Origin of the sequence: Butyricimonas sp. DFI.6.44 (assembly GCF_022132345.1) — a bacterium.
Lineage (GTDB): Bacteria > Bacteroidota > Bacteroidia > Bacteroidales > Marinifilaceae > Butyricimonas > Butyricimonas muris.
This window is the reverse complement of record NZ_JAKNJD010000008.1, coordinates 222,363-234,040: the sequence shown is the minus strand read 5'-3', so window position 1 is coordinate 234,040 and position 11,678 is coordinate 222,363. Positions and strand designations below refer to the sequence as shown.

At 43.7% G+C, this 11,678-nt stretch carries 10 protein-coding genes; 2 read left to right on the top strand and 8 right to left on the bottom strand.

The window, feature by feature from the left end:
• Positions 1 to 50 precede the first annotated feature (50 nt).
• From L0M98_RS12800 to L0M98_RS12775, 6 genes are all read right to left on the bottom strand, one after another.
• Positions 51 to 722, bottom strand: coding sequence for a hypothetical protein (locus L0M98_RS12800; RefSeq protein WP_227216299.1), 672 nt, complete (start codon positions 720 to 722; stop codon positions 51 to 53).
• Between the two features lie 332 nt (positions 723 to 1,054).
• On the bottom strand, positions 1,055 to 2,350 hold the full coding sequence (gene mobV / locus L0M98_RS12795) for a MobV family relaxase (RefSeq protein ID WP_227216297.1): 1,296 nt from the start codon (positions 2,348 to 2,350) through the stop codon (positions 1,055 to 1,057).
• Positions 2,351 to 2,478: 128 nt separating this feature from the next.
• Positions 2,479 to 2,769: a hypothetical protein gene (locus L0M98_RS12790; protein ID WP_227216296.1), complete on the bottom strand. Its 291-nt coding sequence runs from the start codon at positions 2,767 to 2,769 to the stop codon at positions 2,479 to 2,481.
• 213 nt (positions 2,770 to 2,982) lie between these two features.
• Positions 2,983 to 4,170 carry a primase-helicase family protein gene (locus L0M98_RS12785; protein WP_227216294.1) on the bottom strand — a complete coding sequence of 396 codons (1,188 nt, stop codon included), beginning with the start codon at positions 4,168 to 4,170 and terminating at the stop codon, positions 2,983 to 2,985.
• Between the two features lie 247 nt (positions 4,171 to 4,417).
• Positions 4,418 to 4,783, bottom strand: a complete 366-nt coding sequence (locus tag L0M98_RS12780; RefSeq protein ID WP_195483799.1) for a hypothetical protein — start codon at positions 4,781 to 4,783, stop codon at positions 4,418 to 4,420.
• A 10-nt stretch (positions 4,784 to 4,793) separates the two neighbouring features.
• On the bottom strand, positions 4,794 to 6,002 hold the full coding sequence (locus L0M98_RS12775) for a site-specific integrase (protein ID WP_227216292.1): 1,209 nt from the start codon (positions 6,000 to 6,002) through the stop codon (positions 4,794 to 4,796).
• A 340-nt stretch (positions 6,003 to 6,342) separates the two neighbouring features.
• Here L0M98_RS12775 and L0M98_RS12770 point away from each other — a divergent pair, with 340 nt between their 5' ends.
• The gene (locus L0M98_RS12770; RefSeq protein WP_227216290.1) at positions 6,343 to 7,689 is read left to right on the top strand and encodes an ATP-binding protein; all 1,347 of its coding nucleotides are present in this window, start codon (positions 6,343 to 6,345) and stop codon (positions 7,687 to 7,689) included.
• A 69-nt stretch (positions 7,690 to 7,758) separates the two neighbouring features.
• Here L0M98_RS12770 and L0M98_RS12765 read toward each other — a convergent pair whose 3' ends face one another.
• On the bottom strand, positions 7,759 to 8,409 hold the full coding sequence (locus L0M98_RS12765; RefSeq protein WP_227216289.1) for a hypothetical protein: 651 nt from the start codon (positions 8,407 to 8,409) through the stop codon (positions 7,759 to 7,761).
• 80 nt (positions 8,410 to 8,489) lie between these two features.
• Positions 8,490 to 9,128 carry a DUF6266 family protein gene (locus tag L0M98_RS12760; RefSeq protein ID WP_227216287.1) on the bottom strand — a complete coding sequence of 213 codons (639 nt, stop codon included), beginning with the start codon at positions 9,126 to 9,128 and terminating at the stop codon, positions 8,490 to 8,492.
• Positions 9,129 to 9,753: 625 nt separating this feature from the next.
• Here L0M98_RS12760 and L0M98_RS12755 point away from each other — a divergent pair.
• A complete protein-coding gene (locus L0M98_RS12755; RefSeq protein ID WP_227216285.1) occupies positions 9,754 to 11,637 on the top strand; it encodes a leucine-rich repeat protein in 1,884 nt (627 codons plus the stop codon).
• Positions 11,638 to 11,678: the final 41 nt, after the last annotated feature.

The window sequence follows — 11,678 nt, the reverse complement described above, 5'->3', positions numbered from 1 at the left end:
TTAACGTGCCATTAAGGCACGCTAACTTTCTAAGCTATTAAAAGACTGGATTACAGTAAAAAACTATCCTCCCTAAAATAGTCTATTATATCTTCATCAGAAGTTGCCTCATCTACAGCTTTCAAAATTTTTGCAAAGTTCTCAAACTTATCAACTTCATAACCGCCACAAGTTGTAAACTCTTTGTCGCAAAAGAAAATCATTTCTCCCAGAATGGTTATTGAACCTGTGCCATTAAGACTCCTAAATCTATGACTTACTGCCCAACCTGTAAATTCACCTTTGTGATATTTTACAACATTTTCTTTTAGAGAAACAAGTTGTTCTGAAAGTTTCTTGGTATATTTATCCAAATCAGATTTGGCTTCTTCTTTCTCTTTTTTTGCCCGCGCATATTCTCCACGAGAGTATTGAGAAGAATATCCATTAGGAGCAAAAATATCCATAGAAGATTCCGCAGATTCGATGTTTCTTTTACATCTGTTTATTTTAGACATCAAATCTTTGATGTCATCACTAATTTTCATAATAGGTTCAATAGTAGTTACATCAATGAACATACTATCAACTTTTGTTGATATTGGTTCATAAGAATCTGGGTGATATAGATAGCCTTTAAGCGTCTCTTTAACCAACTTCTCAGCTTTTTCCTCGTTAGAGAGTGTGCAAGAAGTCATAACTAATGCAACTGCACAAAATAATAAGATAATAACATTCTTCATAATGTTCACTATTTAAATGATAATTATTGACGCTTGTCCGAAACACGAAGCGTGGAACTGTATGCCACACTCTTTACTTGAAGGTCGTAGGAAACCTTGGATACAGATGTAACAATAGCAGCCCACGCTATAGCGTGAGAACCACTATGCTATCCTTGTATCCAATTTGAAAATTTCCTACGTTTTCAAGTACAAGATAAGCATAACGCTTCTTCTTTTTTCTATGTTTTGGAAAGGGTTGTCCCAATCCAATTGCAAAAGTAGCTAAAATTCTTGATAAGTCCCTTTCATTGAATGATTATCTTTACTTCTTGGGCGAAATTTATACATATTCAGATTTTCATCCCGTTACCTTGCTTTGGGGTAGTAAGCCCCAAACCGTTTCTCCATTCATGCGCTTTCTGCCGGAACCATTGTACAAGCGGAATGTTGTTCACACATATATGGAAACGCCCTGTCCTGCTTTTGTCTTCTTCAAACGAGAAAGCCGCCCCCTCTGCATGGAATTTACGGTTGAACTCAGGTGAATAGAAATCACCTTTCAAGTTCACTTTCTTCAACTTGCATAGTTCTTGGATAATCTGTTCGGAGAAGTGTAGCGTATTACGGCAGAAGTCAATCAAGGGCAGCAGTTTCTCTACATGAGGGAAGTATCGTTTTACCTTGTCCATATACTCGCTGAACTTGCTGCATTGGGCTTGGTGTTCACGTTCCATCTGCTTAATATGTTGCTCCAACCTTGCATTTTGGTTTTCAAGTTCCGCTATGCGCTGCTGAAATCCTTCCCTTTCCGCTTTCAACTTTCCACCGCCCAAAAAAGAACCGACCTTTGCCACGAGTGCGGCTTTCGCCTCGGTCTTGGCGGCTTCCAGTTTCTCCGACCTAATTTCTTTCTTCACCTCGTCAAGTTTCTGTTCCGCTTGTTGCCTTTCCGTCTGCAACTGCTGCACATTGACTTCAAGTTCTCCCGTCTGCCGCTTCAAGTCTCGGTAGTATTGGGCAGTGGTGGTATGTCGTGCCTCCGAACCACGGATGCCACGCTGCAAGCCGTATTTCGCCATTGCTTCCGCATAACTGTCGTGATAGGCTGTCAGCTTCTCTCGTGTCAGCACGTCATCGGCGCACAGACGAATGGCATCCGTTTTCTTACGGTAGGTGCGCTTGCCCTCCACCTGTTGCTTCTTTTTCGCTTTCCTGCGTTCGCCTGTTACAATCGGTACGACCGTAGCGTGGATGTGCGGCGTATGCTCGTCCATGTGCAAGACTGCAGAAACGGTATTCTCCCGTCCGAACGTGCGGTGCAGCCATTGTAGGTTGTCGGCACACCATTCGTTCAGCCTGCCCTCGTCCTGCACTTTCATCATGTCCTCATGTGTTCCCGAAAGCACGATGCGGATTGCCCTCACTTGGTCGGGCGTTATCTTCCTCTTGATGCCTGCCGTGCGGATGCGGTGGTTGATTGCCTCGGTGCGGTTCGTCACGCCATCGGGGAAGTCCACCAGCTCACGGTTGAGGCAGGTGCGTGTAGGGTTGGCGTTCTTGGGGAGGGTCTTGCGTTCGATGTGGTCGGACGCGCCCGTGTCCGCCGAGCCTTTCACCTTGTTGAATTGGATGCTTATGTATCCCATGTTCGTCTTTTGTTTTTATAGGTTATACAAACTTGTTTGTTCATGCCCGTCCGCTGCGGTCGTGCCGCATGAAAACGGGGGTGTCCAGAGGGGTGTAATCCCGTTGGCTCATTGGGGCGTTTTTAGCATTAGCGCAGCGGTGCGTGAAGAAAACGCCCTAATGAGCTATGGCTTTTTCGTTTCAGAAAATCCGCTGCGCTGTCGGTGGTTGTCGGATGCTTTTCCCCTTTCGCCAACTTGGGGTGTACCTCATGTCGCCATGTTGATATGTCGTCATTGTTTTGTGTCGTCATGTTGTCGTGTCTGCTTGTCGGCATGATGGCATGTCGGCATACGTAATACCTGCTTGGGGTATCCAGCCGTTTTCCCACGGACTTGTTGATGGGTGTAAAAGCGTTGAAGTGTTGAATAGGACACATAACACATTGTTATATTGCTTGATACGCGCTCAACTTGTCCTCAACAAACGCATGATGCCCAACAAACGGCAACGAAAAGAAGAAGTGATGGTATAACCGAATGCTGCTGCGTTCCCTCTTCATCGTCCGTTGGGTGTTGTTGGTATTCTGTTGAGCCTGTATTTTGCTATATATCAACATTATATTATATCTATTCAACAATTCAACAGAATATCAGAGGCTCTCCAGCAGTCCTTTGGTCACGGTGTAATACCTGCCCACATCTTTACGGGTATGATAGCGTCCGTTACAGCCATACACGTAGGTGGTATAGGTAAGCCCGTTGGGTGCCGGTGATAATTTCCAGCACTCCTGCAACACTTTACGCACCTGCGGCTTCTCCGCCTTGACCTGCGAACACAACAGCAGGGGGATGATGTCGTTCAGGCAGAATGACACCGTTTCCACCTCCATCTTCGCCATGATGTCGAGCAGCAAGTCCGCCATTTCTATTTCGAGGCGGTTGCGGTTACTACGGATTATCTTACGCAGGGCTTCTGTCTCAATTAGCTTCGGGGCAAACCACATACGGCTTTCTTTTTTCGTTGACAACTCCCGATGGATAAGGAAGTACAGAAAAGCGGGGATTTCATCCTTCAGCTTTTGCAGGAAATCGGTGTCATCACACTGCAACCGTCCTATCTTGCGTACCCAATAGCGTGTCTCGCCTGCGTCAATGATGACGGGCAAATGCTCGTTGTTGGAACACAACACGAACTTGGCGAAGAAACCGATTTCGTTACGGTCTTTGCCTTTGGCTTCCACCTTATAGGACAATGTAGTACTGAGGTTCTTCAACCGTTCACTGTCCTCCCTGCGGTTGAGCAGTACTTCGTCCACCATGATGAGCAGTTTCCCTGCCCAATCGGAATTGAACTGGCTGCGGAAGTCCTCGTTGGTGTTGAACGTCACGTTATCTTTAAAGATGGCTTTCAGGAAGTTCAAGAACGTGCTTTTGCCCGTGTTCCGTTCTTCGGACACCAACAGCAGGATAGGCAGCTTTTGAACAGGTTGCAGGTAAAGCAGTTGCAGGTAGTCCATGCCCAACTCGTATTGCTCTCCGAAGATATGCTCCACTAACGAGCGGATGCAGGGGAAGCAGCCCTCCTGCGGTCGGTGTCCTATCGGCTCGTAGAGGTTGAGGAACTTTCCGACAACGGGCTTGTAGCCCACATGGTCGGGGACGGTACAGAACCCGTCATACTTCGGCACGGTCGCCATGCGGTCTTTGCCGTAGTCCTGCCGCAAGGTCTCGGAGTTCCATGCGATGCGCTTCTTTACACAGCCTCCGTCAATCAGTGGCTGGTCAACAATCTTGTAGAGGGTTGTCCCTACGCGGATGAATTCGTTTTGTTCTGCCATAGGCTTTGCTTGGTTTTATGTCGCCGACAACAGTGTCTGCAACGGGTTAAACAATCGGATGCAAAACTACGGCACAATGCTTAAAACATTGATACGCAAAACGAAGCGGAACGGTGCAATCATAACAGACAGACGAGAAAATGCAGAAAATCGCATAAGGGAAAGGAGCAGGAAAGAATAAAGAAAGCCCGAAGAAGAGTGGCATTGTCGCTTCTTCGGGCGGTTGTCGTATGTACGTACCCACGCTCTAACACTCGCACATCGGTCTGTTTACTGACACCCACAAGACTTGTTTCTCTTTTCGCCCGTAGAACCTTTCCAATAGGGCATCGCGTACCCTTGCCGCACATTCGGTATTGATGCGGAATGCGAGTGCCACGACCATAGACAGGGCATACACGTCCATGCCGTAGCCATCGGGCAAACAGATATACCGTTCTGCCTCATGTTGTTTCAGCACTCCACTTTTATATACGGCTCGGATGGCTGTACGGAGTGTCGGGGCGATTGTACCAAACAATGAGGACAACTCTGCTTCCGCCATCCATACATTTGTAGTAGTGGGTATAGTCACTCTACCGTACTCATTCATCGTAATAATGTCCCGTTCCATAATCAAGCGATTATATCGTGAAACGTCCGCTTATTTTGCTCTCAAAGGCTGAAATGTCGCTGTTTAGTTTCGTGTTCGTTACCTTGGCATAAATCTGCGTGGTCTTGATGTCCGTATGTCCGAGTATCTTGCTCACGCTTTCTATCGGCATACCGTAGTTCAATGCCATGACAGCGAAGCTGTGGCGACTGAGGTGAAAGGAAACCGGCTTCTCGATGCCGCACTTCCTCGCTATGTTCTTTATGCGTTTGTTCACCATGTCAAGTGAGCCTATGTTGAACAGTCTCTTGTCTTTTCGGAACGGTTCATAATGCTTGATTATCTGCATCGGAATGTCCATCAGCTTGACTTGGAACGGAACACCTGTCTTTTGCCGTTTCGACACAATCCACAGCGCACCGTTCATTTCCACGACATTATCAGTCGTGAGGTTCTTGATGTCTATGAACGATATGCCCGTCCAGCACCCGAACAGGAACAAGTCCCTTGCCAGTGCAAAGTTTGGATTCTCCAGTTTGATAGTACCCAATGCCTGAAGTTCCTCCTCCGTAAGGAAGCCGCGCTCCTTGTGGTCGGGGTCAACGTGGTACATTGCAAACGGGTTTCTCGGTATCTTTCCGTTGTAGTGAGCCGTGGTGACGATATGTTTCAATGGTATGGAGTATATCCACACGGAAGATTGTGCAAGCCCTGCCTCGTTGCGCAGATACAGGCAATAGTCGCGGATGAAATCCTCCGTAAGTTCGTTCATCGTTATGTCGGCACGTTTATATTGCTTTCTGATAAACTCGGCTACATACTTGCGGACAGTCAGGTATTTCAGATATGTGCGCTTGGAGCGGTCTTTACCCACACGTTTGGCAAAAGCCGCGTTTTCCTTGTCAAAGGCACGTAACAAGGTTTCATATTCTGTGCCTATGCCCTGATAAGCATTACGTACCATTTCAGCGGTCACACAGGCTTCACGGTCTGAAAGACGTTGGTAGTGCTTTGCTATCTGTGCCTTAATGTTCTCCAACGCGAAGTTTACCGTCTGTGCCTCCTTGCTCTTGCCTTTGGCGCGGTTGCCTTTTGCGTCCCAAAGTGCCTTCGGGATGGTCTGTTTACAACTGAACTGTGCGATTGTCCCGTTGATGGTCACACGTCCCATGATGGGGACAACTCCGTTTTTCTCCTTGCTTGCGTTCACGTAGAACACGGTCTTGAATGTACTCCTCATAATCCTTACTTTTTGTTTGGTGCAAAATTAGTTTATGGGAGTTGTAAGGGCAGAATGTAAACCTACGCAGAACGCAGAAATATAGACCGTTAGCGTTAAAAGTGCATCCGATGTCGGGTAATGATTTGGAAGTGCATCTGTTTCCATATTCTTCCCAAAGCCTGTCTCCCGCATCTGTGCCACTTTGTGCCAATCTATGCCGAAACCTCCTGACTGTCAATTGAAATGCTCAATTCTGCTCAAATCTTCATTTTATCCTATTCTTTTTCACGAAAAAACGGTAAAAGTATCCCTGATTTTTCGTGAAATTGTTATCTTTGCAATTAAAATAGAGTGTATTATGAAAAATGTATATTATCCGAGATTAATTGACAAGTACTTGTTGGAGTGGAAAAATGAAAGAAAGCATAAACCATTGTTGCTTCGAGGTGCAAGGCAGGTTGGGAAATCTTCAGCTATTCGTCAGTTGGGTAAGACATTTAAGTATTTTGTTGAAGTAAATTTTGAACGGGATAAAGAGATTGCTTCTGTATTCAAGGGTAATTTGAAGCCTCAAGAAATTGCGTCACGTCTTTCGGTTTTTTATGGATTACCAATCGTGCCCGGTGAAACACTTTTGTTTTTGGATGAGATTCAGACGTGCCCGGAAGCCCTGCATAGTCTTTGGTTCTTTTATGAAGATTATACCGACCTTCATGTTGTGGCGGCTGGGTCGCTACTTGAGTTCGCGTTAAAGAAAATGACGTCATTTGGTGTTGGGAGAGTGCGTTCGTTTTTTATGTACCCGATGTCTTTTGATGAATTTCTTGTGGCAATGGGCAATGAAGGTTGGGTGGAATTGAAACAAAAAGCATCTCCTGTTAGTCCGGTGTTCGAGGCTCTGCATGGGAAACTGGTTGAATGTTTCCGCGATTATCTGATGGTTGGGGGAATGCCCGAATCCGTGGCAAATTGGGTGGAAACAAGAGATTACTTGAAGTGTCAGCAAGTTCAGGATGACATAATGCTGGCCTATGAAGATGATTTCTCGAAATACGAAGAAAAAGCCGATCCGATATTGTTAAGACAAACTCTTCGAAGCGTGGCGTTGCAGGTCGGATGTAAATTTGTTTATAGTGACGTGCAGGGTAATTATCGCGGTGAAAAGGTAAAAGGTGCGTTGGAGTTGTTAAAGGATGCAGGATTGATTAGACCGGTTGTTCATACGGCTGCAAATGGAATACCGCTTGGGGCCGAAATAAACGATAAGTTTATCAAGTATATTTTTTTAGATAGCGGATTGTTGTTGCGGTTGTTGGGCATGGAGAATGCGGGTGGTGCGTCTGAAATGTCCAAGTTGATTCTTGTTGGTGCTGCTTCCGAACTGGTGAATAAAGGGCGTGTGACAGAGATGGTGGCCGGCTTGGAGTTGTTGAAATATAATACTCCTGCGCAGCGGCATGATTTGTATTATTGGCAGAACTTATCTCGTGGAGCACAAGCGGAAGTGGACTATGTAATAGCCAAGGATATGAAAGTAGTCCCATTGGAAGTGAAAGCGGGTACAACAGGTTCAATGAAAAGTATGTACCAATTTATGGCGAATAAACAACTCACGTACGGAATACGAACATCGCTTGAGAATTTTGGCGCATTGGAGAAGGTGGATATTATTCCGCTATATGCGTTATCCAATATGTACAGGTGAAGCAATAGATTAAGTAATAAAGATTGCAGATTAGTCTTCTTAATCTGCAATCATTTTTATAGGAGGCACTCAGAGTTCCACCCTCGCGTGCCAGCTCGCGGAGAAATCCGTGCCATTGTTTCCAGCGAAAAAGATATACACGTGTGCTGATGTCCCAAGCCTTTCATCAAGAGTAAATTCTCCTTGCAAATCACCTCGGCATCCTTTCACGTTTGGAGCCAAGCGGGGTGAGCGTTGCAGGTTGTCATACAATATTCCTACCTGCATTGTGTCCGTTCGTGCTGTTGTGGTCCAGAGCCTTTCCTCCTGCCATGTTACCCGGAAATGATTGCCTTCCCGTGTCACTTGCAGATTACGGGGCAATGCCAATATTCCTTGGGTAAACACGAAATTCTCGAAATCTACAAGTTCCCCTTGCCCGTTGAAACAGCGGGCGTTGGTTGAGTGAAATAGGTTCGGGGCTGTCCGTCTTTTGGGCTTGGCGGCAGCACGCCACACGTCGGGCGAAACCTGTTTCATGTACTCCCTGTAAAACCATTGTACCGCCGTGAAGCGGGTGGTTACTTCCTGTTGTTTCGTGGTACGTCCCTTCTCTTCCCATTTCCTCGGTTTCCCGGGAATGGCGTATCGCTTGATGTGTAATTTGTCATTGCGCACGAAAAAAATCATGTTGCCTTTTCTACCGCGGATATGGCCTTTGAAAAAATCGATGACTTCCATAGTCGTGTTTTGTCATATTTGATACTTTAATAAAAGGAGAGGGAAATTCCCGTTTCTGGTTTTTCCCTCTCTGTTGGATGTTAGACGCCTTCCTCCACCGTTAAGTACATGGACTTGGATGCCTTCTTACCGTCGGCGCTCGTGGCGAAAACGTACACGTGCACGTGCTCTTTCTCCCACCTCTGCGGTAACGCGATGGAGGTGGAGCCGCTTTCTCCTCGTTGGCGCAAGGTTTTTAGTCGGCATAAGCCTTGGTTGCTTTCCAGCAACACGGCATACACCTTGTCGTCTGCGTTACTGTTGCTCTCCTCTTCCGGTGCCATTTGCTCGAACGAGAATTTTTGATTCTCTGTCGAGTAAGTAACGGTCACTTCTGGTGTGAGCAACTGTCCGTTGGCACAGAGCAACTGCTCGTAGTCGACGGTGAGCACGTTACTCTCCACCGAGCAAATGTCTTTGTTTATACTGACAAATGCGTTTGCAGCGGAGAGTCCTCGTTTGCGCTGAGGAAATCCCTGCGTGATAATCGTTTGGAGGATAGTTGCCAGCTGGATCAGCATTCCAAACTTCATCCGTTGCTCAACAGCAGCAGGTGAATTGCTGCTTTTCCCGCCGGCACCCTTTCTTCTTGCGATATTATCACTGTATCGCATGTAATACGATACTTTTCCCACGGAGCCGATGATGGCTCCCAGCATGTCTAATAAAACTTTAGCCATAATTGAAAATTATTATAATAAAACAATATTTGTATAATAATAGCCCGTATGGGCTTTTGCTTTTTAAAATGTTGTTGGTGAACGAATTTTTTTCATGTTAGTAAATATTTTAAAAATAAATAGTATGTATAATTAATTTGTATAATCAAAAATAATATAAATCTTATTACTTGAAAAATCAAATATTATATGTGATTAATAAATAATATATCTAATATTTTTTCATTTTGTTTGATTTGATATTTCTGATGCGATTTACCATAAAATTATTTACTTTCATTATATATATTAATACTAGTTATACTGAATATGTTATATAAATAAATATTCTTACATTTGCGGTAATGCTCGGGTTATGGAAGCGTCTGTTCCGGGCAGGACATATTCAAAAGCGTTTTGCTTATCCTTACTTTGAAAACGGCCAATTTTTAGCGCGAAGGATAAACAGATTAAGACGCTCATGCTTTCCGTGTACACTTTTCTAATGTATATCGGCTAAGCGTGGGGTGCTGTTTATTTTGCGCTGGGTGCTTGGCCGTACCTCAAAGTAGATAAACTAAAAGTTCCCACGCTTTTCTTTTTTATTAATAAACCATCCGGGAATTGTGGTTCAAATGGCTAGACTATGAAAAGATGTATTTTCTTTTTACTCTTTCTCTCCCTGGGATTGCTTGTCGCTTGTAGCAAGTATGACGATGGTAAATTGTGGGATAAAGTAAACGACTTGGATTCCCGATTGGCAGCTCTTGAAAAGCAATGCAAGGAAATGAACACGAACATTGCTTCCATGAAAGTTATCCTTGATGCCTTGCAAACCAATGATTACATTACCAATGTAACCGTTATCTCCGAGAACGGTATCGAAATCGGTTATAAACTCGATTTCAAAACACACCCGTCCATAACAATATACCACGGGAAAAACGGAGAGGCGGGACAAACCCCGGTAATAGGAATAAAGCAAGCAGAAGATGGATATTATTATTGGACTCAAAAAGTAGGTGACCAAACCACATGGCTTTTAGACGAGGGTGGAAATAAAATAAAAGCCAAGGGAGAAGATGGTGAGGATGGTGTCACTCCTCAGTTACGAATAAATAATAATAAATGGGAACTTTCCGTGGATAATGGTGTTACTTGGAGCGTGTTGGGAGAAGCAAGTGGAGATTCTTTTTTCAAAAACGTGATCAATAAAGAAGATATATTAATTCTCGAACTTGCAGATGGAACAGTCGTTACGTTACCAAAAGGAGCAAGTTTTTCGGTCGTTTTAGATAGAGATAAAATAGAGAATGCAAGTCATAATACTACGTATAATATTGGTTATGTGGTAATTGGAGGTGAAAGTGTAATCGATGTGAATGTTGTTGCGAATGGCTGGAATGTTACTGTTTCAAGAGGACAAAATAGTGGGAACATAAGTATAACGACTCCAGAAATTGTAATTGATAGTCAATTCTTTGTGATTTTTTCAGATGGTAAGAGTGTAGTTACACGTGTGATTACAATAATAAATGGACGTTTAATTCATGTGGAAAAAGCGGGGACGTTGAGTACATTAATTTCAAAAGAGGAAGTACATCAATGTGAACGCATTAAAATTACGGGGACATTGAACGATTTTGATTATAACTTTATCCGAGAAACAATGAGGGCAAATCGAGTAATTACACTAGATTTGTCAGCTTTGGATGATGAAACTATTCCGGAATCAGCTTTCAAGTTTACTGGTTTACAAACTATTGTTCTACCAGAAAAATTAATAGCAATACCAGATAATGCATTTTATAATTGTAGCATAACTTCAATAAAGATTCCTGATGGTGTAACCGTAATTGGGGACTCTGCTTTTTATCGCTGTCGTAGTATACGTGGAGATTTAGTTCTTCCTGATAATGTGCGAAGTGTTGGAGCGCATGCTTTTGAATTTTGTGGTTTTGACGGTCAATTGTTTTTGAATGTAATGTTACGAGAAATAAAAGAATATGCCTTTTCGAGGAGCCAATTTACGGGAAAATTGACGATTCCTACAAAAGTGGAATATATAGGTGATTATGCGTTCTCTTATTGTAAAGGCTTTACAGAACTTGATTTTACCCTTGAATCAGAACTTGGTGAAGCTAAATTGTCTATAATAGGAGAGGGTGCTTTTGAACACTGTGCGGGATTCAAGGGAGATTTAGTATTTCCTGATAATTTGGAAAAGATAGGTAGTCGGGCTTTTAATGAAAGTTTTTTTGGGGGGAGAAGTGGTAATTTAGTGATGGGTAAAAAAATTAAGGAATTAGGAGGGTTAGCTTTCACTTATCTTGATTCAGATAGAGCGTGTTGTATTTTGAGTAAAGTGTATTTTAAAAGTAGTGTACCACCGTCTGGGGGATTTAAGGCATTTTTCGGGTTTGAGAAATATAAGTATTTAGATTATGTCGGAGTGCCGTATGGATGTAAGGACCTTTATTACAATTATTTTAGTCGTAATATTTATGTTATAGAAGAGGTCGGTTTTTAAAAAATCTCCTTGCTTGTTTTACCTCATTTAATTATTTACCT

Bases quoted from the DNA above. Each gene is read 5' to 3' on its own strand.
- L0M98_RS12800 (WP_227216299.1), bottom strand. From the start codon at position 722: ATGAAGAATGTTATTATCTTATTATTTTGTGCAGTTGCATTAGTTATG.
- mobV (WP_227216297.1), bottom strand. From the start codon at position 2,350: ATGGGATACATAAGCATCCAATTCAACAAGGTGAAAGGCTCGGCGGAC.
- L0M98_RS12790 (WP_227216296.1), bottom strand. From the start codon at position 2,769: ATGTGTCCTATTCAACACTTCAACGCTTTTACACCCATCAACAAGTCC.
- L0M98_RS12785 (WP_227216294.1), bottom strand. From the start codon at position 4,170: ATGGCAGAACAAAACGAATTCATCCGCGTAGGGACAACCCTCTACAAG.
- L0M98_RS12780 (WP_195483799.1), bottom strand. From the start codon at position 4,783: ATGGAACGGGACATTATTACGATGAATGAGTACGGTAGAGTGACTATA.
- L0M98_RS12775 (WP_227216292.1), bottom strand. From the start codon at position 6,002: ATGAGGAGTACATTCAAGACCGTGTTCTACGTGAACGCAAGCAAGGAG.
- L0M98_RS12770 (WP_227216290.1), top strand. From the start codon at position 6,343: ATGAAAAATGTATATTATCCGAGATTAATTGACAAGTACTTGTTGGAG.
- L0M98_RS12765 (WP_227216289.1), bottom strand. From the start codon at position 8,409: ATGGAAGTCATCGATTTTTTCAAAGGCCATATCCGCGGTAGAAAAGGC.
- L0M98_RS12760 (WP_227216287.1), bottom strand. From the start codon at position 9,128: ATGGCTAAAGTTTTATTAGACATGCTGGGAGCCATCATCGGCTCCGTG.
- L0M98_RS12755 (WP_227216285.1), top strand. From the start codon at position 9,754: ATGAAAAGATGTATTTTCTTTTTACTCTTTCTCTCCCTGGGATTGCTT.